Genomic DNA, 24,695 nt, shown 5'->3' with positions numbered 1-24,695 from the left:
TGAACCGGATTTAGAGCAAAAAGCAGACACTTCATGTTAAACAGCCGTTTCCCGCTATAGATGGGGAACGGCTGTTATTTTTCTGAGTAGTCGATTAGATGAGGTAATGGTTCTCAGAGGGATCAATGAATCAGCCTGGATTCTCTAGCTTTTTGCACCAGGCGGTTCCCCGCGCGGTTTATAGGTTTCTTCAGTCCGATACCGATGGCGAGTGCCGCGACCGCAAAGACGAGCAGGATGAGCAGGTCGCGATATATAATGTCCCACAAAATGCCCCCGACCGCTTCGCGCATCATGCTGATCGCATAGGTAAAGGGAAGGAAAGGATGAATAGCTTGAAAGAAGGCGGGAGTCATCTGAATGGGGAACGTTCCTCCCGCGCCTGCCAGCTGAAGCACAAGCAGCACGATTGCCATCGCCTTGCCTACATTGCCGAAGACGGATACGAGCGTGTATACGATCAGCATGAATACCGAGCTGATTACAACAGCAAACAACACAAACCAGGTGGGATTTACGACATAGGTTCCCAGAAGAAACATGTCACCGAGCGTGACGAACAGCGCCTGACAGACTGCGATGGACAAGAAGGTGAGAAAGCGACCCAAATATACTGCTGTGCTTCCGAACACAGCCTCTTCATGATGCACCTCTACGCTTAGCAGTGAAACGAGCAGCAGTGCCCCGACCCAAAGTGATAAGGTCGTGAAAAAGGGAGACATGGCTGAGCCGTAGTTCGGAATCGGGTACAACCGGTTTTCTTTAAGCATAACCGGCTCCGCAAAGAATTGGCTTTCCTTCTCGAAATTGTTCTTGAGCAAATCGATAATCTCCCCGAGTGCCCCTTCTTGCTCCAGCTTGCGGAAGCCGTCTGCAAGTCTGGAAATTTGCTGCTCGGCTTCTGGAAGACGGTTCTGTACGGCAATTGCTTCTTTGCCACCTGCGGCAAGGCCGGTTTCTGCATGCTGGAGAATTTGGTTTACATCAGGAATTGCCTTTAAAGCCTGGTTTAGCTCGGTTTGGACAGTCTGGGCTGTCTTCCCCGCCCGATCTAGACCTGCAGAAATCCGGGGGCCGATCTCGCTATCATATCGGTTAAGCAGCCCACTTGACAATTTGGCTGCATCATCTGCCAGCTGCCTCAATTTAGTGAGCTGACTCGCTCCAGCTTCGCCATCTTGTCCTATGGCCGTAATGGCGGCCTGAGTACCTTCTTGAATCGAAGTCCATCGCTCGCTGATACGTTTTAGATCAGCGGCTGCAGCGGCTGCGCCGGTGCCCGGTATAGCTGAATCCAGCTGCTGGAACAATTCGGACAGCCGTTTTGTCACTATTGCGACTTCTCCGGCGCGTTTCCCAGCCTCTTTCAAGCGAGCCTGAGCTTCCTCAGGAGAAATTCCGGACTGCTCTGCGAGAGCTATTGCCTGCTGGACAGAGGTTGCAGCTTCATTCAGAACAGTAAGGTCCTGCTTTATACGCGGCTCGAGCGACACGGACGCTTCGGAAGTCTGTTTGGCAAATCCAGCAAGAGCCCCTGCCGCCTCCTGCCCGCTGCGGGCCATCTCCTCAAGTACGGGCAGTGTCTTTTTAGATTGGGCGACCAGTTTGCTGGCGGTCTGCATATCCTCTATGGCGGTTTCCATGGCCCGGTTTAGTTCCGGAAAATGATTCTCGATGCGAAACACTAAACGCTCAACCTTTTTAATCGTTGGTAGTTCATTTTCCAGCTCGATCCCAAGCGTATTGAATATTTGAAAGATAGTCCCGTTAGCGGTTTGAATAAAATTTTTGCTGACCTCTTCGACAATGCTGGACGCTCCTTTAGCTGTGACCTTTGGAGCGACTGCATTTATTTTTTCGTTCGTATAATATAGAATTTCTGCTTTTACCGGTTCGTCCGTAAGTACGGTGCCGATCCGTGCCGAGAAATCTTTAGGAATAACAATGGCGGCATAATCATCACCATGTTGTACACCTTCTACAGCTGATTTTTGATCTGTAAACCGCCACCCGAGACTGTGGTTGTCCTGGAGTGAACGTATGATTTCCTGCCCTGCGTTGATAGGCGTGCCGTGAAGCGTCGTACCGGCGTCCAGATTGGCTACCGAGATGGATAAACCGGAAGTTTGGCTGTACGGATCCCATGAGGATGCAATATTAAACCAGGCGTAGAGCGAAGGCAGCACGGCGAGACCTATAATCAGTACGGCTGCGGCCCAATTCGTCGTTATGTTTTTGAGGTCGGTGAGGTAGATACGGATAATATTCCGGATGACATATCCCTCTCTTTCAAGTCCATTTAGGCTAGTATGCCGCCAAATTTGAACCTGAATACCGATGAAGCCTGTTCATGGCTTCTTTCTGGATAAGTTCCCATGATAACCATAGAGTGCGGTGATAGCCGCGACACATAAACACGGCTTCAATTCCGCCGGATTTACGAATTTCTTCCGAGATCCGGATACCGTGAACACGGAGTTTCTGACGGACGGAGCAGAGATTTCCGGAGGTTTCCTTTTCAATGAGGCTGAGGCTGCGGATATAAAGTGCGGGCATTTTCAGAGAAAGTGTATGAAGGGTATTGATGTCCCGTTTCAGCATTTTTAGCATAATGCCGTGTACCACATAGGATCTGACAAGCAGATCATCTTCTTCCGTCGGAGCCGGAGGGAGGAGGGGATATTTCATTATGTCACTTCCTTACAATATAGAAACGTATGTTCTTATATGTTACTCATGTTAAACCACGTTTATAACAATGGCAAGCCGTAAATTTTTTTGGGCCGGAACTCGTCTTCTTTTTGTTATAATGACAAATATGTGTCCGCCTGCTCCATGCAGAGGGATTTGATTCAGATAGCAGGGAGTGATGTTGGTGATTTTGCACAAAGGGGAAGTTTTGTTCCATCAAGGGGATAGCGGAGAATTTCTATATCACATCAAAAGCGGATTGTTTAAAGTGACAAGGCTGCATGAGAACGGGAACATCGTGCTGTTCAACATTTTGTATCCGGGTGAGACAGTTCCGCATCACTCACTCATCAGCCCAAAGGAAACACATGGTACAGCCACAGCGGTCATCCGTAGCGAAATCGAGATCATCCCGGCAAAAGAATGGTACCGCGAATTGAAGGAGAACCCAGACAGGCCGCTGGAAGTGGCAAGACTTTTACAGGAGAAGGTACGTTTCATGCAGCAGCGCCTGGACCACCTGACGGTAGGCACTCCCGCTGAGCGGCTGGAGCTGTTAATCAAATGGCTTGATGATTATTCACAAGGATTACATCTGACTGAGCTGCTTACACAGGAAGAGATCGGTCAGCTGATCGGGGTGCGGCGCGAGACGGTAAACCGGCTGTTAAGAGGACAACATTAAAAAATCAGGAGGAATGCTTCTTGCTGCATCATGTGGAGATAAATACAAGTGATTTGAATCGGAGCCGGGAATTCTGGGGGTGGCTGCTTACAGAACTGGGCTATCATCTATATCAGGAGTGGGACAGCGGCGTTAGCTGGAAACAAGGTGCTACCTATCTTGTATTTGTGCAGACGGAGGAACGATTCCTCTCCCATCCTTACCATCGGCGAAGAACGGGCCTGAATCATCTGGCATTTCATGCAAAATCCCGTCAGCAGGTGGATGATATGGCATCCGAGTTAAAAAGAAAAGGGATACCCGTCCTGTATGAGGACAAGTATCCCTATGCTGGCGGTCCGAGCCATTATGCCGTGTTCTTCGAAGATCCTGATCGGATCAAGGTCGAGCTTGTGGCACCGGACCACGAATAAGCCAGTTTAAGCTTCCAATGATGCTGCAGGGCCGAAAAATTCATAATGAATCCGTTCGTCTGGTAGTCCGAGAGACTTCAGGTCACGCTGCACTGAGGACATAAACGGCAGAGGTCCGCAGAAATAACAATCGGACAGCGGATCGACCGTGTCGCGAAGGAAGGAAAGGTCGATGTACCCCGATTTGTGGCAGGCTTCTCCCTCTTGTGGACATTCGTAGATGACGTAAGAGTCTAGTTGTTTATGGGTAGTGGCCAATCTCTCGATATGTTCTTTCATGGCATGATGGCTGCCGTCTATAGCAGCATGAATATAGGTCACAGGGCGCTGTGGCTGAGTAGAAAGCGTCGCTTCAAGCATACTTACCATTGGGGTTAGACCAACGCCTCCGCTGATGAGCACAAGGGGATGTTCATCGGTCTGATTCAACGTAAAGGACCCGGCAGGAGCGCTAAGCTCCACTACTGTGCCTGGCTTAGCGTGGCTGTGAAGCCAGTTCGATACGATTCCGGCAGGTTTGTCTTCTGCAGCGTCTTCACGTTTGACACTGATTTTGTAATAAGGTTGTCCCGGGGCTGCAGAAAGGGTATAGTGCCGGATATGGGTATACTGCTCGCCTTCAGGCTTCACCCGGAGGGTAATATACTGTCCGGGTTCATATTGGGAAATCGGCTGATCATCCTCGGGTTTTAAGTAGAAGGAAGTAATGACACGGCTTTCTTCCACTTTACGGTCGATGATGAAGTTCCGATAGCCTCTCCATCCACCCAGTGCAGCTTCAGCTGTGTTGTACATATCTGCTTCCACACTAATGAACACGTCAGCTATGATCTGGTAGGCCTTACCCCATGCATCCATAATCTCGGGTGTGGCAGCATCGCCAAGTACGTCTTTGATGGCGGCGAGTAGTGTTTCGCCAACGATTGGATAATGTTCTGGCAGGATGTTCAGGGCGCGGTGTTTTTCTCCGATTTGCTTAACGACAGGAAGTATATTCTCCAGACGGTCGATATTGGCGGCAGCGGCATAGACAGCACCCGCAAGGGCGGTTGGCTGTTTGCCTTGGCGCTGGTTCGCATGGTTAAAAATATTTAAGAGCTCAGGATGATGCCGGAATAGTTTTTGGTAAAATACGGTGGTAATTGCCTTCCCATGAACTTCGAGAACGGGAACCGTGGACTTGATGATTTCAATGGTATGTGGGTCTAACATGTCAAAATCCCTCTCTTCTAAAAGTATCGTGTGACTTTTCTCATATAAGTATAGGCAGGCTGGGAGAGAAGTGATGGTGATTTTGATCACAGGGCATATTTCAGAATCGTGAACATATACATGAATCTAATAAGTTGGCAATGAACAAATTCACAACAAGTTAGATAATTCCCAATTTCTTCAAGTAAGCTGTTTAGTTAACATCGCAAATGTGTTATAATATATTTAGCACAGGCTGAACGGAAGGTAATTTCACCGGTGAATTCCTTCTCTACTTCAGTCTATCTACAACAAATTAACTAAACAAGAAAGGATCAGGATACCATGTGTCCCCGAAGGACGAATCCCCAAAGGACGATTTGGAAACGTTATGATCTCTCATACACATAGCTTCCTTCGTAGAGCGAAGTCGGACGTCTAAAGACAAGGACAGTCTCTGCGAAAGGAAGGAAGCTTTGATGCGAAGGATGAACTCCTCAAGGTTACCTTTCCGTAGAGGTTGGACTATGTCTGACCAATCTACTACGACTAGAGGGAGCCTGTATGAGGACAAGAAAAGACATCATTATGATGATGCACACGATGTTAGCCATGTTGTTTGGAACGTTTTTACTCGCATTTACCTATTATCACATTAATTTTCAGAACCATTTATCGGAAGGCGGATTTGTGGGGCTGGCGCTGCTAGGCAAGTATATTTTGGATATACCGCCAGCGCTTAGTATGATCCTATTGGACATACCAGTGCTGATTATCGCCTGGTTCTTAAAGGGTCACAAATTTATTATCAACACAATGATTGCCGCTGGCATGTTTTCATTCTTTTATGCAATTATGGAACGTTATTCTCCTGTTGTTATTGATCTTAACCATAATTTGTTAGCAGCCGCTGTGATATCTGGTCTGCTTACCGGATTTGGAGCCGGGATCGTTCTTCGCTACGGCGGAGCAACGGGTGGGGATGATGCCATATCTGTATTGATTAGTGAAAGGAGCGGACTGAAGGTAGGTACGGTATTTTTCTTAATGGACGCCGTCGTACTTCTGCTCTCACTATTCTATCTGCCGCTGGTTGAAACGCTGTATACAATTCTTGCCGTGTCCATTGCTGGACAGATGATTACTATAACGGCTACGTATGGCGTGGAGAAGAAACCGAAAACGGCACGAGTTACACGCAATCAGGTTGCTCCAACTGCACAGCATTCTGTTGGAGGCCGTTAATTTTTAATACGAAAAGCTCGCCTGGATCAGGGCGAGCTTTTTTATGTTTTTTTTATGGGAACAACTGCAAATACTCTCCGTATCCTTCGCTCACCATATCTTCTTTTGGTACAAAGCGGAGAGCGGCAGAGTTGATGCAGTAACGGAGGCCGTTCGAACCAGGGCCGTCCTCAAAGACGTGTCCCAGGTGGGAATCACCTTGCTTGCTGCGGACTTCGGTACGCACCATCATATGGGTTAGATCAGTCTTTTCTTTAACATTGTACTCCCGGATCGGACGGGTAAAACTTGGCCAGCCGCAACCGGAATCGTATTTGTCCAGGGAACTGAAGAGTGGCTCGCCAGATACGATGTCCACATAAATCCCTTCGCCATGATGATCCCAAAAATCATTTCGGAAAGGAGGTTCGGTTGCGTTGTTCTGTGTTACCTCATATTGAAGAGGTGTCAGGCGGTTCTTGAGCTCAAGTTTGTCTTTAACTGATGACCAGTGCGTTTCGATAAAATCCTCACGTCCCGATCCTTTGCGGTATCGTTTGTAATGAGACGGATTTTTCTTATGATAGCCCTGATGATACTCTTCGGCCTCATAAAATTCACTTGCCGGAATGATTGCCGTCACTATAGGTTTATCAAACCGGCCGCTTGCCTGCAGAGTCTGCTTGGATGCTTCAGCCTGACGCTGCTGCTCCTCTGTGTGATAGAAGATGGCTGTACGATATGAAGTGCCACGGTCGTGAAACTGTCCGCCAGCGTCGGTCGGATCGATCTGTTGCCAGAACAGCTCTAGCAGTTTCTCATAGGGGAAAATTTGAGAGTTAAACGTTATTTGTATGGCTTCATAATGACCTGTTGTATTCGAGCAAACCTCTTCGTAAGTTGGATTTTCCGTATGGCCGCCAGTATAGCCGGAGACGACCTTGAGAATGCCGGGCATCTCTTCAAAAGGAGAGACCATGCACCAGAAACATCCTCCTGCAAACGTGGCCAGCTCTGTTGTGTTTGATTGTGTATTATTCATGATATCCCTCCATAGTCAGGTGAAGTAACTGCAAATCTCATTATAAATCATTATACCCTTGTATCCAAAAAAAGCATCAGATGCTGTTTTTTCGGTGTTTCATTCGGTATGCCACTAAACCGATAACGGTAGCAGCCATGATAATCGCGGCGATGATGGCAAACTGTAACGGGTTATTAACAAGGCCGTTTCCAAGATAAGCGTAGATCAGGATCGCGGGGATTTTTCCGAGTCCTGAGGCAGCCGTGTAAGTCCAGAAAGGAATGGATGCGACACCAGCATATACGTTGACTACCATCTGTGGAACAATCGGCATAAGACGTGCAATAACGATAGCTTTAAAAGGATGCCTCTCCACGGAGGAAGTAAACGATTCAATGTAGCGGAATTTAGCCAGAAACCTTCTTCCTGGTTCGCGGTAAGCGGAAGCGGCTGCTCCATAAATGATCATGGCAGCGGCAGTCGTTCCCAGCCAGGCAATTGAAGCCCCCAATAAAGTCCCGTAGCTATATCCCAATACGGCGATTACCGCTTTGTAGGGGAGGATGGGGAACAGGGCTAGGAGGGTGGTCAGAACAAAGAGTAGAGGCATGGAATCGTTGGTCTTTAGCCAGTCGAAAATTTCGACTCTATACGTAAACGTGAGATAAAGTGCGAGGATATATACAACAGGAGTAATCCATTTTTTCATAATAAGTCCTTTCCGTATTTGCGAGATTGAACGGCCAAGTCCATCATATCAAAAGTTAGATCAAAAATAATAGTTAGCCAAGTGGGATAACCTTATGATACAATGATATCTAACCGAATATTTCCCAAAGGGGAGTAGCTTCAACAGTAAAGTCGTCATTACGGGATCGTTAATAAGTCCCCGGCTTTATTGACAACGAATATAGTTGTTAGCGAGACCTTTGCCTATTCTTAAATAAGGTAAAGGTCTTTTTATATGCCCAAAAAGTGCCGTTTTCCTTGTTTAAGGAGACGGCGCTTTTTTCATGGGATGGAGTGCATCGGTAAGAGGAAACATATCAGATACACAAAGAAAGGTGGAAGAAGAAACATGGATCTTATGTCAATGGAATTCTGGATGGCACTCTTGTCAATTGTCGTCATTGACTTGGTGCTTGCAGGGGACAATGCGATCGTGATTGGTCTTGCAGCGCGTAATGTGCAGAAAGAAGACCAGAAAAAAGTAATCCTGTGGGGTACCGTTGGCGCCATTATAATCCGCATTATTGCCACGCTTCTGGTCGTTAAGCTCCTATTAATTCCGGGCTTAAGACTGGTCGGGGGTCTGGCATTGCTGTGGATTGCTTACAAGCTTCTGGTGGATGAGAAAAACCACGAAATATCAGCGGGTAGCCAAATGTGGGCTGCTATCCGTACAATCATTATCGCCGACGCGATGATGGGCCTGGATAATGTACTGGCGGTTGCTGGTGCAGCGGAAGGGGATTTCATGCTCGTCATTATCGGTCTTGCAATCTCGGTTCCGATTATGGTTTGGGGAAGCACGTTCATTCTGAAGCTGACAGATAAGTATCCGATTGTTATTACGATCGGTGCGGCTGTACTCGCATGGACGGCATCGAAAATGCTTGTGGATGAACCGCTTGTTCACGACTGGTTCACAAATTCAGTTGTAAAATATGGATTTGAATTAATCGTTATTGCGGCAATCGTTGCTTTGGGCACATGGATGAAGAAAAAGAAAGAAGCGGAAGCCAAACGCAATCCTGTACACGTGAAGATGGGTTGATTAGGAATTATTTTTAATTTATTCACTAAAGCAAAGCGGGTATAATGGCTTCATGGAACGTGGGGGCAATGAATCTATGCCTTACCCGACATGAGGAGGAGACAGCGTATGGAATCTGCGGACAAATCCGTAGAAGAGCGGATTGTGGAAAGTTACAGGCAGGATGAGGATATGATGATTCTCGTTTTTGCACAGTGGTGTGTTAATCACGGACTGGATCCCGCCGAATTATACCGGAAGGCCTACCCTGATCAGTTGGTCAATGAGCGTCTGGCGAGAGTGTTGGAGCTGACGGTATCAAAAGAGGAGGCCGGAGATATCCCGGATCAAACCCTTCTTGGCGTACTTTCTTTATTTGGGAATGATGATCTGGCCATTACGGTGGTTGATGCGATTACTGAGCGTGATCAGGCCAGACGTCATCCTGGAGAATAAAGTCTTTCATGATTTATAATCAATGCACAAAGCCCCCTGATGTTCAGGGGGCTTTGTGTTGTTAGTGCCCGTAAATCAAGCGATGGAACAAGGACTAGGCCTTAGGTTCTGTTGGCAATTCGAAATTGTTTTGGCGAAACTCCGAATCGTGAACGGAAAACTCGGTGAAAATACGTATAGTTCGCAAATCCCGATGTTTCCGCCACATCCTCTAGCGACATCGGGCTGAAAATGATCCTCTCTCGGGCCATATCGAGACGAACTTCCAGCGTATACTGCATGATGGTCGTTCCAAATGCTTCTTTGAACAAATGCACCGCACGTGACACGCTGATATCGACATGAGCAGCGACATCCTCAAGCTTGAAAATAGAGGAGGCATTCTCTTCTATATAATGCTTCATGCGATGCGCAAGGTACGATTTGGGCGTTGTGGTGGGCTGTTCAGAAAGTAGTCGGTCCACTTCGAGACAAAGTATCCGCATCGTGTAGTCCGAGATCTCGGGAAAGGGATTGGACAAGCGGCGCTGTTCCAGTACGAGCTGACGGAAGAGACCGAGGTAGCGTTCATCTAATGGAATACGGATCCGTGTAGGGCGTTTTTGTGATTTCCACCAGGAATCTATCCAAGGACCTTTGAAAAAAATATGGTAGTCGCCGCTCTCGACGGTTAATTCTCCTTGAGGGTTGACTTCATCGTCGATCTTAAGTTCATAAGGTTGACCCGGACAAAATATCAGAAGGTCTCCGGGTTCAATGAGCGATAGCTTGCTGTCGATTCGGGCACGACAGCGGCCGTCGGTTTGAAGCCGTATCAAATATGTGTCAAAACCGTTCAACTTGGTCATTTCAAACGGTTTTCGGTGAAATGAGAAATTGGCTGCCATGACGTGGGTGGAAATATCTTCATGCATTGGTGAGTCCCCTTCTAACAATAAAAAAATAATGACCAGATTGTTCATGTTTTGATCATATAATTCATTTTAAATGAAAACGTTTCGGAATACCATGGTACTTAGATTGCCCGAGCATATCCACACTCAAGGAGTGACACCGATGAACAAGATGAAGGCAGGCATAATCGGATGTGGGAATATCAGTGGCATCTACTTTAAAAATTTAAAGGAAAGTTCTTTGGTTGAGGTGGTTGCATGCGCTGATCTAGTTCCCGAGCGTGCAAAGGAGCGTGCTGATGAATTCAACATCACAAACGTATACAGCGTAGAGGAAATGCTCGCTCAACCAGAGATCGAATTGATTGTCAATTTAACTATCCCGGCCAGCCACGCCAATGTTGATATTGCCGCATTGGAATCCGGCAAGCATGTATATAGCGAGAAACCTCTTGCTATTACACTTGAGGAAGGGCGCCGGGTGCTGAATCTGGCAGACAAAAAGGGACTACGGGCGGGATGCGCACCCGATACTTTCCTTGGATCAACCGTCCAGACGGCAAAAGCGGCAATCGATTCAGGTCTGATTGGAAGACCAATTGCAGCGACCGCCTTTAACATGGGTCTTGGACCCGAAGCTTGGCATCATAACCCTGAGTTCTTTTACGCTCCGGGCGGCGGACCAATGATGGACATGGGTCCGTATTATCTGGCAGCTATGGTTGAACTCTTGGGACCCGCACGCCGGGTTAGCGCGTCAGCCGGAATTCAAATTCCGGATCGTACCGTAGGATCAGGACCGAACAGCGGGAAGCCGATTACTGTTCAAACGCCTACACATCTGGCAGGTACGGTAGATTTCGAGAACGGCTCAATTTTGACCATGATAACCAGCTTTGACATCTTTGGCGGCTCCGGGCTGCCATGGATGGAAATCTACGGAACGCATGGGACGCTCAATCTCACAGATCCGAATTATTTTAACGGTGATGCTACATTACGCCGTATGGGATCAGAGGAGTGGGAATTGCTTAAGCCTGTGTTTGAATGCGGCAAGAACGAACGAGGTCTCGGCATTTATGACATGGTTGAGGCGATTGCGGACAACCGAGATCACCGGGCAAATGCTCGAATGGCTTATCACATTTTGGAAATTATGCAATCGTTCCAGCAGTCCTCTTTAGAAGGAAGGCATGTCGTTTTGCAGAGCACTTACCGTTTCGGCCAGCTGCCGGCTCCGCAGCAGACAGAGATGATCAACAACAGTATTTAACAACAACGTAACACCGATTATGGGAGAGGTGGAAACCGGATGTTAAATGTGGGATTGCAGCTTTATACGCTGAGAGATCAGCTGGAGAATGATTTTGAAGGAACGATCAGAGAGGTCGCACGCCTGGGCTATCAAGGTGTCGAGTTCCATCATTTTTATGGACGCACGGCAGAGCAGGTGAAAGCGCTTTTGGATGAAACGGGTCTGGAAGTAATCGGGACTCATGTGCCGTACATACGGCTTCAGGAAGCACTTGAGGAAGAACTCGCCTTCCATCAGGCTATCGGAAACCAATATATTATCGTGCCTTGGCTTGCTGACGAGGATCGGGGCAACTTGGAAAGCCTTGTTAACCATATCCGTATATTTAGTGAAGCTGCACAAAATAAAAGCATTTCCATTGCTTACCACAATCATGACTTCGAATTTGATAAGATGGAAGATGGACGTCCTTTTCTGTACGCCCTGTATGATGAAGTGCCGGCGTCCTTGCTCCAAGTGGAGCTTGATACCTGCTGGGTACATTATGCCGGGTACGTTCCATCCGAAGTCATTGCGAAATATGCAGGAAGACTTCCACTCGTTCACCTGAAAGACGTTCGCAGACAGGAAGACGGATCCCCGATGACTGTGGAGCTGGGTGAAGGAGAAGTGGATTTGGCCGCTGTTGTAAAGGCATCCGATGAGGCAGGAGCACAGTGGGTTATTGTGGAGCAGGACTTCTGTCAGAATCCGCCGATGGACAGCATTGCCACAAGTATGGAATGGTTGAAAAAACATGCCCTTGAAGGAGGAAATGTACGTGTCTAAGACGTTAAAGATCGGGATCATCGGATGCGGCGGTATTGCCAACGGCAAACATATGCCGAGCCTCAAGAAGCAAAAGCAAGTCGAAATGGTAGCTTTCTGCGACATTATTCCGGAGCGTGCGGAAAAAGCGGCTGCGGAGTTTGGTGCAGAGGGCGCGAAAGTATATACCGATTTCCGGGAACTGCTTAAAGACGGAAGTCTGGATGTAATCCATGTATGTACGCCGAATGATTCCCATGCTGAGATTACTGTTGCCTCACTCGATGCCGGGAAGCATGTTATGTGTGAAAAGCCGATGGCTAAAACAACTGCCCAAGCAAAAGAAATGCTGGAAGCTGCGAAGCGTACCGGGAAAAAGCTGACGATCGGTTACCAGAACCGTTTCCGTAACGACAGCCTGTACTTGAAGGAAATGTGTGATAATGGCGAGCTGGGAGACATTTACTACGGTAAAGCACTGGCTATCCGTCGCCGTGCTGTTCCGACGTGGGGTGTATTCCTTGACGAGGAGAAGCAGGGTGGAGGACCGTTGATCGATATCGGTACTCACGCGCTTGATTTAACCCTGTGGCTGATGGATAATTACAAGCCGAAAAGTGTTATGGGGTCTACGTTCCACAAGCTGGGTCAACGTGAGAACGCAGCGAATGCATTCGGACCATGGGATCCCAAAGAGTTCAAAGTGGAAGATTCCGCATTCGGATTCATCACTATGGACAATGGGGCAACCATTGTATTGGAATCTAGCTGGGCTCTTAACGTGATCGAAACAGGTGAAGCGAAAACCGTATTGGCTGGCACCGAAGGTGGGGCTGATATGAAGGAAGGCCTGCGGATTAACGGAGAGAAAATGAGCAGACTGTATGAAACGAACATAGACCTTGGTGCAGGTGGCGTTGCATTTTACAGTGGTTCTGCCGAATCCGACTCAGACCGCGAAGCCAGATTGTGGGTCGAGGCGGTTCTGGAAGATAAAGAGCCGGTGGTGAAGCCGGAGCAAGCTTTTGTCGTAACTCAAATTCTTGAAGCTATCTATGAGTCTGCTAAAAGTGGTAAAGCAGTTTATTTTGAAGACTAAGTCTTTGAAGATATAATACAAACAAGCAATGTACTAAACATTGAATCAGGAGGGGTACCTATGAAACTGGGAGTATTTATGGTGCTGTTGAGTGGTCGTAAATTGGAGGATGCACTCGATTATGTCGTTTCAAAAGGTCTAAAAGCAGTGGAAATCGGTACAGGAGGTTTCCCCGGAAACGCACACTGTAATCCGGCAGAACTGTTGGAAAACGAAGCGGCTTTAAAGAATTTCAAAAATGCGGTTGAATCCCGAGGTCTTATTATTAGTGCTTTGAGCTGTCACGGTAACCCGCTGCATCCGCAAAAACAGATCGCGAAGGAATATCATGACGTTTATGTAAAAACGGTTGAACTGGCTGAAAAGCTTGAAGTTCCGGTTGTAAATACCTTCTCGGGCTGCCCGGGAGACCATGAGGATGCGAAATATCCCAACTGGCCTGTAGCACCTTGGCCAAATGATTTCCAGGAAATTTTAAATTGGCAGTGGGAGAATAAAGTCATTCCGTATTGGAGTGAATGGGGTAAATATGCAGCTGATCGCGGCGTGAAGATCGGACTGGAGCTTCACGGTGGATTTTCTGTTCATACACCTGCAACATTGCTTCGTCTGCGCGAAGCGGCAGGAGAAGTCATCGGTGCGAACCTAGACCCGAGCCATATGTGGTGGCAGGGCATCGATCCGGTGCAAGCGATTCAAATTTTGGGACGTGAAGGCGCGATTCACCATTTCCATGCAAAAGATACGGTAATCGATCCAGTAAACGTGAATAAATACGGTCTGACAGATATGCAGTCATACACTAATATGATGGATCGCGCTTGGCAATTCCGTAGCGTAGGTTACGGTCATGATCTGAAAGACTGGGCCGATATGATGAGTGCTCTGCGTCTTGTTGGATATGATTATGTAGTAAGTATTGAGCATGAAGATGGTCTGATGTCTGTTGAGGAAGGCTTCTCCAAAGCCGTTCAAAACCTGCAGCAAGTGCTGATCGAAGAACCGCTTGGCGATATGTGGTGGGTGTAAACCGCGTAAAATATGCGGATTTGTAATCAACTAGGGGGAAACAGCAACATGTTAAACGTAACCATTTGGAACGAGTTCGTTCACGAGAATATTCATGATGAGGTTAAACGGGTGTATCCGGAAGGCATCCACATGGCCTTGGCTGAAGGTTTGAACAGTCCGGAGTTTACCATTAGGACAGCAACGCTGGATCAGCCGGAGCATGGTTTAACCGATGAAGTTTTGAACTCGACCGATGTGCTGCTGTGGTGGGGTCACATGGCTCATGACCGTGTGGATGACGAGATTGTAAGCAAGGTCGTAAAACGGGTGCAGGAAGGCATGGGGTTGGTTGTGCTTCATTCCGGGCACTTCTCCAAACCGTTTAAAGCGCTGATGGGAACGAGCTGCGATTTGAAATGGCGTGAGGTGGGAGAACAAGAAATTTTGTGGTCTGTCAATCCTTCACATCCAATTGCAGCAGGAGTGAACAGCCAAATCATTCTTGAACAAGAAGAGATGTATGGTGAATTTTTCGATATCCCTACACCGGATGAGCTGATATTTATTAGCAACTTTGCGGGTGGGGAAGTATTCCGGAGCGGTTGTACTTTTAAGCGCGGACAAGGAAATATTTTTTACTTCCGCCCAGGTCATGAGACATATCCGACATACTACAATCCCGAAATTTTAAAAGTCATTTCCAACGGAATCAGATGGGCAGCAGCTAATTCTTATGCAGTTAAACCTGTATTCGGAAACAGCCAGCCTGTTCGTCCGCTTGGCGCTCTTGTGTAATAAACATCATAAACGGCTGCCGACTTTCGGCAGTCGTTTTTTTAGGTATGGGAAAGTATGCACTTCTTGGAGTTTGCTTTCCTATATCGCAATTTTCTTTTGGGTATTTTCAATATGGACTTATTCCCTCTATTCCGTTCAGCAGATATAATGTATAATAGAAAATTGTCCCAAGTTATTGAGTCTGATCTCGAAATATTGGCTCAAATGACCAAGCAATAAATCACCATTTTGAAGTTAAAACAGGCAAGTGGTTTTCAGTTCCATAAAAATATGCTAAAATTTAAATGTACTAACTTATTGTAAGTTTTATGTATTACGGCAACTATTGTGACTCTGTAAAGAGGTGAAATGATATGGAAGTTAAAAATCTCTGTTTATGCCCCCGTTTCGAGTCTGCTTTCGCCTTCCTTGGAAAGCGCTGGAATGGACTAATTATCCAGACACTGATGAGTGGTCCGAAACGCTTTAAGGATATCTCAAACTTCATTCCGTCTATGAGCGACAAGATGCTGTCCGAACGAATGAAGGATTTGGAAAGCGAAGGAATACTAATCAGACATGTATACCCCGAGACGCCGGTTCGTATTGAGTACGAGCTGACTGAAAAGGGTAAAGCCTTGCAGCCTGTTATGGAACAGATTTCGAACTGGGCGGAACAATGGGCAGAAGTAAAATGAAATATCCTTAGCGTTAGCCCTGGTGCAAGGCAGATTTGCTTTAACCAGGGTTTTTGCCGTCGATTGAAGCGGACTTGCACCAGAATCAGTCAAATATAGTATAATTGGAAAAATAGCCCTAAAGCACTTAAGGAGGCGAGCCTTTATGAAAAATTCGGTTAAACTACCGCACATTCATTATGGACAAGAGGAAGCCGCCGAGCTTGAGAGGGCTTCGATAAGAGTGCAGCATATTTATGACAAAACCCAGGATCTTTTGGACCGCTATATGCCGGATTCCTTGTGGACTGCAATGACTGGAATGAGCCGCAACCTGAAGGAACCCGAGCTTTGGGAGGGGGATCTGGAAAGTGGAATATTTCAAAAATGGGTCAAGAGCCCGAAGGGCTGGAAATGTATTGGATGTGAAAGATACAGTCACCCTTCGGTAATTTCGGAAACACCGACACAAGTGGAGGGAGAGTCATCTTTTGAAACAGGAGATGGGGCTGGCCGCACGTTTCACGACAAAGGGCTTCCAGGCAGATTGCTGCAGATGGTGATCTGGTCACAATTTGAGGAAATTAGACTGTTCCAACCGTTTCTTGGGGATGAGCCGTTTTTTACCGAGGAAGAGATGGAGGTCATTTCAGATTATTTTGTCCCTACTTATATAAGTCCTGTCCCCTTGAAAGAAAGGGGGAAAGACTTCAAGACAATTCAAACAAGAATTCCTCTGTATCAGGAGCGAATATCTGCACCCTCTCTTGTGATGCAGTCAGAAGGCGCCAGCGTCTCCGGAAATTGGATGACGGGGGTTGATCTGAGTGCTAAAGGTTTTTCTGGCCTCCGTCCCTATTTGAAGATTCCTAAGGGTGGCCGTACTTACATGAAAGCTTTGATCGTATAGGCACCAATAAAGGAGACAGCATAAGCTGTCTTTTTTTTTGTGCAATTGTTAAAAATGGTGTGAAAATATTCACAATTGGAGTGAATTCAATCACAATAACAATTAAATTTTAAATGTATAATGACCGTATAAGATCAATGAAATGGAAATGAATGCAATAAAACGATCGAATTTAAACACGAGATGGCTTGCTAACAGTGAAATCAAGTGGGTTGGATTGACCTTTTAAGGAGGAAAAGATCATGACTGGCAAGAACAAACAAAAGCTAGTGGTCATAGGTAACGGCATGGCGGGTATTAGCACGGTAGAGCAAATCATAAAATTAGGTGGCGCTTATGACATTACCGTATTCGGCAGTGAGCCACACCCCAACTATAATCGGATCATGCTGTCTTACGTTCTGGAAGGTAGTAAAACGTTAGATGATATTGTACTGAATGATTGGAATTGGTACAAAGATAATGATATCACACTTCATACGGGAACAACGGTCACCAAGATTGACGAGGAGAACAAGGTTGTTGTAGCCGAGAATGGTCTTACAGTTCCGTATGACCGTGTTATTATTGCTACAGGTTCTAATCCGTTTATTTTGCCCGTGCCTGGAAGCGATAAAGAGGGTGTTGTGGGATTCCGTGACATCGCAGATTGCAACCAGATGCTTACGGCTGCTAAAGAGCACAAGAAAGCCGCGGTGATCGGCGGAGGTCTTCTCGGCCTTGAAGCTGCAAAGGGACTCGTTAATCTCGGCATGGATGTCACGGTTGTCCACTTGATGAATGACCTCATGGAACGCCAGCTTGATCACAATGCATCGGCTATGTTGCAAGCTGAGCTGGAGCGTCAAGGCATCAAGTTTGCCATGGGCAAGCAGACCGTAGCGTTACTGGGTGGAGATCGGGTAACGGGGCTGCGATTTAATGATGGAACTGAACTGGAAGCCGGTTTTGTTGTCATGGCTGTTGGTATTAAACCGAATGTAGACGTAGCTAAGGCGAGTGGGATTGAAGTTAATCGCGGTATTGTGGTCGATGACTATTTGCAGACTTCCATGGAGAATGTATATGCCGTTGGGGAATGTGATGAGCATCGGGGTGTATGCTACGGTCTTGTGGCTCCGTTGTTTGAGCAGGGTATGGTGCTTGCAAAGCATTTATGCGGAGTGGAAACCCTACCATATGAAGGTTCGGTTGTATCGACCAAACTGAAAATCAGTGGCGTGGATGTCTTCTCGGCCGGTGAATTTATTGAAGGTCCGGAACATACTGTCATTGCTTCTAAAGATGAGTGGAAAAAAACATATAAGAAAATTTTGCTGAAGAACAACGTGATTGTCGGCGCTGTTTTATTCGGAGATGTGACCGAGTCGGCGGCTCTGCAAAAACTGATCAAGCAAGAAGCGCAGATGACAGAAGAGATCTATGGTACGGTCATGGGAACGGGCTGCTGTGGGGGAGGCGACAAAAAAGGAGCCTCGGTTGAAAGTATGGCTGATGAAGAAATTGTTTGCGGCTGTAACGGGGTGACAAAGAAAACGATTGTAGATGCGGTAACGATTCAAGGACTGACCACGGTGGACGAAATCAAGGCGTGCACAGGAGCTACTCGCTCATGCGGCGGATGCAAGCCGGTTGTCGAACAGATCCTGCAATACGTGCTTGGTGATGGTTTTAAAAGTGCTGCGAAGCAAGGGATTTGTGGATGTACCCCATTCAGTCGTGACGAGATCGTAGCTGAGATCCGTGCCAAAGGACTAAAAACAACCGGTGAAGTTATGAATGTGCTGGAGTGGAGCCAGTCTGAAGGCTGCTCGAAATGTCGTCCTGCAATCAACTACTATCTCGGCATGATTTATCCGGAAACCTATGAGGACGAGAAGGAATCGCGTTTCGTTAATGAGCGGATGAATGCTAATATCCAGAAGGACGGCACATACACTGTTGTTCCACGAATGTATGGCGGAGTGACAACACCGGAAGATTTGAAGAAAATTGCGGACGTCTCGCTTAAATATGATGTCAAAGTCGTAAAGGTGACCGGTGGACAGCGTCTGGATCTTATCGGTGTGAAAAAGGAAGATCTGCCGAAGGTTTGGGAAGAACTCGATATGCCGTCGGGTTATGCTTACGCCAAATCGCTTCGTACCGTTAAGACATGTGTAGGCTCGACATTTTGCCGGTTTGGTACACAAGATTCGATGGGTATAGGAGCATTGCTGGAGAAAAAATTCGAGAGACTGGATCTTCCTGCTAAGTTTAAAATGGCTGTGAATGGCTGTCCGCGTAACTGTGCCGAATCTTGCACGAAGGATATCGGCATTGTCGGGAATGACGGAGGCTGGGAAATATTCATTGGCGGTAACGGAGGAATCAAGGCACGTATCGCAGACGCATTTTGCAAGGTGAAAACCGATGAGGAGTTATTTGAAATATGCGGTGCGGTTATCCAATATTACCGAGAAACAGGTAAATATTTGGAAAGAACCTCCGAATGGGTGGAACGTGTAGGTCTGGACAACATCAAGAAAACCATTCTTGAAGACCATGAAGAGCGCAAGGCTTTGGTGGAAAGAATCGAGGTCGCGCTACGGCAGGTCGAGGAACCATGGAAGAAAGTGCTGAATGATAAACAAGTGCTTGCAGCCATGTTTCAGGATACTAATCTCGCAGGGGCGGATAAATAGAGTAAAGGAGACCAAAACATGACGATGATAGGCGAGTATATTGATGTTGGAAAAAAGGATGAGTTTATGATGCGTATTGGAAAAGTTGTGGTAATCAGGAATGAAGAGATTGCCGTTTTCCACACATCGGATGGTCGTTTGTTTGCTCTGGAGAATAAAAGCCCACATCCGAAAGGTGGCCCATTGGCTGAAGGGATTGTATCTGGTCAGTATCTATATGATCCGCTTTACGACTGGAGAATTGACTTGGAAAGCGGTGAGGTGCAAGCGCCCGATAGTGGTCAGGTCCGGACTTACCCAGTCCGGTTAGAGGGAGATGTGGTACAAATCGCCGTATAGGGGAAATCAGCTGATCAGCTGTATAATACCAAGTACAGAGAAAACCATAACAGGAGGTACCCCTATGTTCACACAGGGAGTGGAAAGCATCATTGAGGCGGCCGTCAAAAAGAAAGAACATATGAACGCCAGTATGATCCGATACTTCGTTTCGGCTTTGCTGGCCGGCGCTTATGTTGGAATTGGAATCATTCTTATCTTTAAGCTGGGGGCGCCGTTTGCAGCTGCAGGCTCACCGTTTCAGACTTTGGTGATGGGAGCTTCTTTCGGAATTGCACTGACACTGGTCGTTTTTGCCGGAGCAGAACTGTTTACCGGTAACAATATGTTTTTTACGATGAGCACTCTTGCTGGACGAACATCCGTGGGAGACACATTGAAAAACTGGGTGATCGTATTTCTCGGCAATCTGGGCGGAGCTGTACTGCTCAGTCTGCTGATATGGGGTACAGGCATATTTAAGGCTATTCCATCAGATCATGTAATCTTTACGGCGGCAGCCAACAAAATGAATGCGCCTTTTATGGAATTATTCTTCCGTGGTATATTGTGTAACTGGCTTGTTTGTCTTGCCTTGTGGATGGGAACCCGTGCAAAAGAAGAAACAGCCAAACTCATTCTCATCTGGTGGTGTCTGTTTGCTTTCATAGCTACGGGTTATGAGCACAGTGTAGCGAATATGACGCTTTTGTCTCTCGCAACGATGTTGCCAGGACATCCGGAAACTGTATCGATTGCCGGCTGGTTAAACAACATGATCCCGGTTACACTGGGTAACATTATTGGTGGTGGGTTGTTCGTAGGTATGGCTTACTGGTTTATCTCCCCGGTTAAAGATAAAAAGACAAAAACGTACGTGAACGAACAGGATCTTTCCCATAAATAAGCTCTGCTGCAATATACTCAAAAACAATAAAGACGCCCGATTACCATCGAGCGTCTTTATAAGTTTCTAATGTGTTTTGCGGTAGTGAGATCATATACGACAGATCTCAAGTGGGCACAGCTCACAGTGACAGATTTCCTGCAGGGCTCCCAAGTTTTTGATCACAATCATTCCACTTATATATTCAACAATTCCTTTTTTGCGAAGATCACTCAGCATACGGTTTACACTCTCACGAGTAGCACCAATCATATTGGATAAATCGGTGTGGGTAATTTTTTTATTGATCAGAGTCGAGTTGTCCGGCTGAACTTCCCCATAGGTGTTGCCAAGACGGATCAATGTCGAACTGAGCGCGCCGGGCTTACCGTACATCATCAGATCTCTGAATTTCGTTTGTGTGATCCGGTGATGAATCCCCATCCATTTCATGAAATCGATGGCGAAATCGCAATGCTGGCAGATGAGTATTTCGAGATCCTTATGCTCAATAACGCCGACTTCACTTTCTTCCAACACTTCAGCCGAGAAGCTGTGTTTAGTGCTGAAGAACGGATCGGCCTGACCAACCATATCACCGGCTTGATACATATATAGGATAAGTTCTTTGCCTTCATCGGTCGATTTGGTTAATTTAATACGTCCACGTTTGATATAGTAAAGTTTGTCGGAAAAATCGCCTTCCCAGAACAAATGGGATCCTTCCGGTATCACACGATCCTTCATACTTACGAGCAGACGGTTGAGGTTTTGCTCCGAAAAACAGCTGGTATTCCCTTGGGTTTCCATGACAGTCTCCATTGTTCTCATGTCGCTATCCCCTAACTCCCTAATATTTTCTGTTAAATTTAAATTAATTATAACGTGAATACATTCACTTGTGGGGCAGAAAGCAAAGGTAAAAGTGGCGAATTTTCAAACGTTGTGATTATTTTCACTTGAAACATAGATAATGTAGTGTAAGACAACATAGACAATTTTGAAGAGATGGAAATGAAAGCGTTTCAATCGAGTTTCTGAAAAAAGTTTTAAGTATGTGAAAAAATTCACTATCTTTTTGGGGAAGCCTGTGATATGATCGATGTGTAGAGAGATAATAAACATTTTTTTACAGGAGGATGAGGGAAATGGCCATTAAGAATGAAGCCGCTCAGGTGAAACAGCAAACAGCAGGTGAGTATATTCAAGGCTTAATTGACAAGGCAAACAAGGCTAGAGAACAGTTTGTTGACATTAATCAGGAACAAATCGACAAGATCGTTAATGCTATGGCGCTGGCAGGGATGGATAAGCATATGCATCTGGCTAAACTGGCTGTGCAGGAAACGGGCCGTGGAGTATACGAAGATAAAATCATCAAGAACATGTTTGCCACCGAATATATTCATAACAGTATTAAATACAATAAGACGGTTGGCGTTATTGAAGATAACTCTTATGACAACTTCCAAAAGATTGCTGAGCCTGTAGGTATCATTATGGGGATTACCCCAGTAACGAATCCGACATCAACGACAATATTTAAAGCACTTATTGCCATCAAGACGAAAAACCCGATCATCTTTGGTTTCCATCCATCCGCACAAGCCTGCAGCCGTGAAGCAGCGAAGATCTTGTTGGATGCTGCAGTAAAACTTGGTGCTCCGGAGGGCTGTATTCAATGGATCGACGAACCGTCTATGGAAAAGACCAATGTCCTGATGAACCATCCTGACGTAGCTTGCATTTTGGCCACAGGCGGATCGGCCATGGTAAAAGCGGCGTACAGCTGCGGGAAACCGGCACTCGGTGTAGGACCCGGGAACGTACCTTGCTTTATTGAAAAAACGGCCAATCTTGATCAAGCGGTCAATGACCTCATCCTCTCGAAAACGTTTGACAACGGCATGATCTGTGCATCGGAACAGGCTGTTATTATAGAAGAAACTATTTTTGAACAAGTGAAGAAAAAAATGATCGCGAGCGGCTGCTACTTCGTGAACAAAGAAGAAGCGGCGAAGCTGACCGCAGGTGCAATAGTGGCAGAGAAGTGCGCGGTAAACCCTGCAATCGTCGGACAGCCTGCAGTGAAGATCGCTGAAGCATGCGGGATCGAAGTTCCGAAAGGAACAAAAATCCTGGTAGCTGAGATTGAAGGCGTGGGACCGAAGTTCCCGTTGTCAGCTGAAAAGCTCAGCCCGGTTCTGGCCTGCTATAAAGTGAAGACAGCAGATCAGGGAATTGACCGCGCTGCTGAAATCGTTGCTTTTGGTGGTATGGGTCACTCGTCAGTTATTCACTCGAATAACGAAGAAATCATCAATAAGTTCTCGGACCGCATGCAAACTTGCCGGATACTCGTGAACCAGCCTTCGTCGCAGGGTGGTATTGGTGACATTTACAATACAAACTTGCCGTCGTTGACCTTGGGCTGCGGATCGTATGGTCGTAACTCTACTTCTTCGAACGTGACCGCCGTCAATCTCATCAACGTGAAAAGGGTGAACCGTCGTACCGTGAATATGCAGTGGTTCAAAGTGCCGAACAAAATTTATTTTGAAAAAGGATCAACCCAGTACCTTGCCAAAATGCCGGACATCACACGTGTTGCTATAATTACTGACCCTATGATGGTGAAGCTTGGCTATGTAGAAAGAGTTGAGCATTATCTTCGTCAGCGTCAGGTTCCGGTTGCCATCGAAGTATTCTCTGAAGTAGAACCGGATCCATCAACAACTACAGTTCAGCGCGGTGCTGAAATGATGAAGAGATTCCAGCCGGACTGCATTATTGCTCTTGGTGGTGGATCTCCGATGGACGCAGCAAAAGGGATGTGGCTGTTCTATGAATATCCGGACACGGATTTCAACAATCTGAAGCAAAAATTCATGGATATTCGCAAACGGATTTACAAATTCCCAAGACTTGGTCAAAAAGCGAAGTTCGTAGCAATCCCAACAACATCGGGTACGGGTTCGGAAGTAACTTCATTTACGGTTATCACCGATAAAGAGCATGGGAATACGAAGTATCCTCTGGCAGACTATGAGCTGACTCCAGATGTGGCAATTATCGATCCAGAGTATGTGTACAGCCTGCCTAAAACAGCAGTTGCCGATACGGGTATGGACGTTCTGACACACGCAATTGAGGCTTATGTATCCGTAATGGCCAATGACTATACAGATGGTATTGCAATCAAAGCGATTCAGCTTGTATTCCAGTACCTTGAGAAGTCGGCACTGACTGGCGACAAACTGGCTCGTGAAAAAATGCATAACGCATCGACACTTGCTGGTATGGCTTTTGCCAACGCGTTCCTGGGCATTAACCACAGCCTTGCTCATAAATGGGGCGGTCAATACCATACTGCACACGGACGGACCAATGCGATTCTGTTGCCTCACGTCATCCGTTACAATGCCATGAAACCGACGAAGTTTGCTGCATGGCCTAAATATACCCACTTCGTAGCAGATGAAAAGTATGCAGAGATTGCCCGCATTCTTGGGTTGCCGGCTCGCACAACTGAAGAAGGTGTAAACAGTTTGATCAAAGCGATTCGCGACCTGAACAAAAAACTTGGCATCGAGGAATCGTTCCAGCAGATCGGCTTTGATCCGGCAGACTTTGAAAGCCGGGTGGAGTACTTGGCGGACCGTGCATTTGAAGACCAATGTACAACGGCGAATCCAAAGCTGCCGCTCGTAACTGAGCTCGCAGATGTGTATCGCAACGCGTTCTACGGACGTTTTGACAGCTAATATAGATAGATAAATAGTAAGTGAATCAGCGTGACAAATATCACCTCGTTTGTGATATTTGTCACAGCTGTTTTCAGTTGACGGGACTACAATTAAAGTGTAAAAACAATCTCAGATAATAATTCTTATAGTTTCAGCGGCTCGGAATGTAGCCGGGGCTTCACACCCAACATT

General features: G+C 46.6%; 23 protein-coding genes. 16 read left to right on the top strand and 7 right to left on the bottom strand.

What is annotated here, in order from left to right; translation table 11 throughout:
* Positions 1-122: 122 nt before the first annotated feature.
* Complete coding sequence (locus tag AC2TF5_RS18375; protein ID WP_491298611.1) at positions 123-2,186, bottom strand: YhgE/Pip domain-containing protein; 2,064 nt, start codon at positions 2,184-2,186, stop codon at positions 123-125.
* A 118-nt stretch (positions 2,187-2,304) separates the two neighbouring features.
* Entirely contained in the window at positions 2,305-2,688 is a 384-nt protein-coding gene (locus AC2TF5_RS18370) for a YhjD family protein (protein ID WP_491298609.1), read from the bottom strand.
* A 187-nt stretch (positions 2,689-2,875) separates the two neighbouring features.
* On the opposite strand from AC2TF5_RS18370, the gene AC2TF5_RS18365 reads away from it, so the two are divergent.
* Together AC2TF5_RS18365 and AC2TF5_RS18360 are read left to right on the top strand one after the other, a co-directional pair.
* Complete coding sequence (locus tag AC2TF5_RS18365) at positions 2,876-3,376, top strand: Crp/Fnr family transcriptional regulator (RefSeq protein WP_491298608.1); 501 nt, start codon at positions 2,876-2,878, stop codon at positions 3,374-3,376.
* A gap of 20 nt (positions 3,377-3,396) precedes the next feature.
* The gene (locus tag AC2TF5_RS18360) at positions 3,397-3,789 is read left to right on the top strand and encodes a VOC family protein (RefSeq protein WP_491298607.1); all 393 of its coding nucleotides are present in this window, start codon (positions 3,397-3,399) and stop codon (positions 3,787-3,789) included.
* A gap of 6 nt (positions 3,790-3,795) precedes the next feature.
* On the opposite strand, the gene hmpA is transcribed toward AC2TF5_RS18360, so the two are convergent.
* Positions 3,796-5,001, bottom strand: coding sequence for an NO-inducible flavohemoprotein (gene hmpA, locus AC2TF5_RS18355; protein ID WP_491298606.1), 1,206 nt, complete (start codon positions 4,999-5,001; stop codon positions 3,796-3,798).
* Positions 5,002-5,544: 543 nt separating this feature from the next.
* On the opposite strand from hmpA, the gene AC2TF5_RS18350 reads away from it, so the two are divergent.
* The gene (locus tag AC2TF5_RS18350) at positions 5,545-6,225 is read left to right on the top strand and encodes a YitT family protein (protein WP_491298604.1); all 681 of its coding nucleotides are present in this window, start codon (positions 5,545-5,547) and stop codon (positions 6,223-6,225) included.
* Between the two features lie 52 nt (positions 6,226-6,277).
* On the opposite strand, the gene msrA is transcribed toward AC2TF5_RS18350, so the two are convergent.
* A complete protein-coding gene (gene msrA / locus AC2TF5_RS18345; RefSeq protein WP_491298603.1) occupies positions 6,278-7,246 on the bottom strand; it encodes a peptide-methionine (S)-S-oxide reductase MsrA in 969 nt (322 codons plus the stop codon).
* A gap of 76 nt (positions 7,247-7,322) precedes the next feature.
* Positions 7,323-7,937 carry a TVP38/TMEM64 family protein gene (locus AC2TF5_RS18340; RefSeq protein WP_491298602.1) on the bottom strand — a complete coding sequence of 205 codons (615 nt, stop codon included), beginning with the start codon at positions 7,935-7,937 and terminating at the stop codon, positions 7,323-7,325.
* 369 nt (positions 7,938-8,306) lie between these two features.
* On the opposite strand from AC2TF5_RS18340, the gene AC2TF5_RS18335 reads away from it, so the two are divergent.
* Together AC2TF5_RS18335 and yxiS are read left to right on the top strand one after the other, a co-directional pair.
* Positions 8,307-9,005: a TerC family protein gene (locus AC2TF5_RS18335; RefSeq protein ID WP_491298601.1), complete on the top strand. Its 699-nt coding sequence runs from the start codon at positions 8,307-8,309 to the stop codon at positions 9,003-9,005.
* 108 nt (positions 9,006-9,113) lie between these two features.
* Positions 9,114-9,440, top strand: coding sequence for a protein YxiS (yxiS, locus tag AC2TF5_RS18330; RefSeq protein ID WP_491298599.1), 327 nt, complete (start codon positions 9,114-9,116; stop codon positions 9,438-9,440).
* 101 nt (positions 9,441-9,541) lie between these two features.
* On the opposite strand, the gene AC2TF5_RS18325 is transcribed toward yxiS, so the two are convergent.
* Complete coding sequence (locus AC2TF5_RS18325; protein WP_491298597.1) at positions 9,542-10,354, bottom strand: AraC family transcriptional regulator; 813 nt, start codon at positions 10,352-10,354, stop codon at positions 9,542-9,544.
* A 142-nt stretch (positions 10,355-10,496) separates the two neighbouring features.
* Between AC2TF5_RS18325 and AC2TF5_RS18320 the strand changes: the two genes are divergently transcribed.
* The 10 genes from AC2TF5_RS18320 (at position 10,497) to AC2TF5_RS18275 (ending at position 20,778) form a co-directional block, all read left to right on the top strand.
* Positions 10,497-11,606, top strand: a complete 1,110-nt coding sequence (locus AC2TF5_RS18320) for a Gfo/Idh/MocA family protein (RefSeq protein ID WP_491298596.1) — start codon at positions 10,497-10,499, stop codon at positions 11,604-11,606.
* Between the two features lie 39 nt (positions 11,607-11,645).
* On the top strand, positions 11,646-12,416 hold the full coding sequence (locus AC2TF5_RS18315; RefSeq protein ID WP_491298595.1) for a sugar phosphate isomerase/epimerase family protein: 771 nt from the start codon (positions 11,646-11,648) through the stop codon (positions 12,414-12,416).
* Positions 12,409-13,494, top strand: coding sequence for a Gfo/Idh/MocA family protein (locus AC2TF5_RS18310; RefSeq protein WP_491298594.1), 1,086 nt, complete (start codon positions 12,409-12,411; stop codon positions 13,492-13,494). The genes AC2TF5_RS18315 and AC2TF5_RS18310 overlap by 8 nt, the downstream gene beginning before the upstream one ends.
* Before the next feature lie 60 nt (positions 13,495-13,554).
* A complete protein-coding gene (locus tag AC2TF5_RS18305; protein WP_491298593.1) occupies positions 13,555-14,523 on the top strand; it encodes a sugar phosphate isomerase/epimerase family protein in 969 nt (322 codons plus the stop codon).
* A 48-nt stretch (positions 14,524-14,571) separates the two neighbouring features.
* A complete protein-coding gene (locus AC2TF5_RS18300; protein ID WP_491298592.1) occupies positions 14,572-15,300 on the top strand; it encodes a ThuA domain-containing protein in 729 nt (242 codons plus the stop codon).
* Between the two features lie 356 nt (positions 15,301-15,656).
* The gene (locus tag AC2TF5_RS18295) at positions 15,657-15,980 is read left to right on the top strand and encodes a winged helix-turn-helix transcriptional regulator (protein WP_491298591.1); all 324 of its coding nucleotides are present in this window, start codon (positions 15,657-15,659) and stop codon (positions 15,978-15,980) included.
* A 145-nt stretch (positions 15,981-16,125) separates the two neighbouring features.
* Entirely contained in the window at positions 16,126-16,869 is a 744-nt protein-coding gene (locus AC2TF5_RS18290) for a hypothetical protein (protein ID WP_491298590.1), read from the top strand.
* A 242-nt stretch (positions 16,870-17,111) separates the two neighbouring features.
* The gene (gene nirB, locus AC2TF5_RS18285) at positions 17,112-19,553 is read left to right on the top strand and encodes a nitrite reductase large subunit NirB (protein WP_491298589.1); all 2,442 of its coding nucleotides are present in this window, start codon (positions 17,112-17,114) and stop codon (positions 19,551-19,553) included.
* A gap of 18 nt (positions 19,554-19,571) precedes the next feature.
* Positions 19,572-19,892, top strand: a complete 321-nt coding sequence (gene nirD / locus AC2TF5_RS18280; protein WP_491298588.1) for a nitrite reductase small subunit NirD — start codon at positions 19,572-19,574, stop codon at positions 19,890-19,892.
* A gap of 64 nt (positions 19,893-19,956) precedes the next feature.
* On the top strand, positions 19,957-20,778 hold the full coding sequence (locus AC2TF5_RS18275) for a formate/nitrite transporter family protein (RefSeq protein ID WP_491298587.1): 822 nt from the start codon (positions 19,957-19,959) through the stop codon (positions 20,776-20,778).
* A 90-nt stretch (positions 20,779-20,868) separates the two neighbouring features.
* Here the strand turns inward: AC2TF5_RS18275 and AC2TF5_RS18270 are convergent, their stop codons facing one another.
* Positions 20,869-21,588, bottom strand: coding sequence for a Crp/Fnr family transcriptional regulator (locus AC2TF5_RS18270; RefSeq protein ID WP_491298586.1), 720 nt, complete (start codon positions 21,586-21,588; stop codon positions 20,869-20,871).
* A 317-nt stretch (positions 21,589-21,905) separates the two neighbouring features.
* Between AC2TF5_RS18270 and adhE the strand changes: the two genes are divergently transcribed.
* Positions 21,906-24,521 (top strand): bifunctional acetaldehyde-CoA/alcohol dehydrogenase, encoded by a 2,616-nt coding sequence (gene adhE / locus AC2TF5_RS18265; RefSeq protein WP_491298585.1) that lies wholly within the window; start codon positions 21,906-21,908, stop codon positions 24,519-24,521.
* Positions 24,522-24,695: the final 174 nt, after the last annotated feature.

Source organism: Paenibacillus sp. JNUCC 34, from assembly GCF_058269055.1.
The sequence above is the reverse complement of the archived record's forward strand: the minus strand, read 5'-3'. Positions and strand labels throughout refer to the sequence as shown.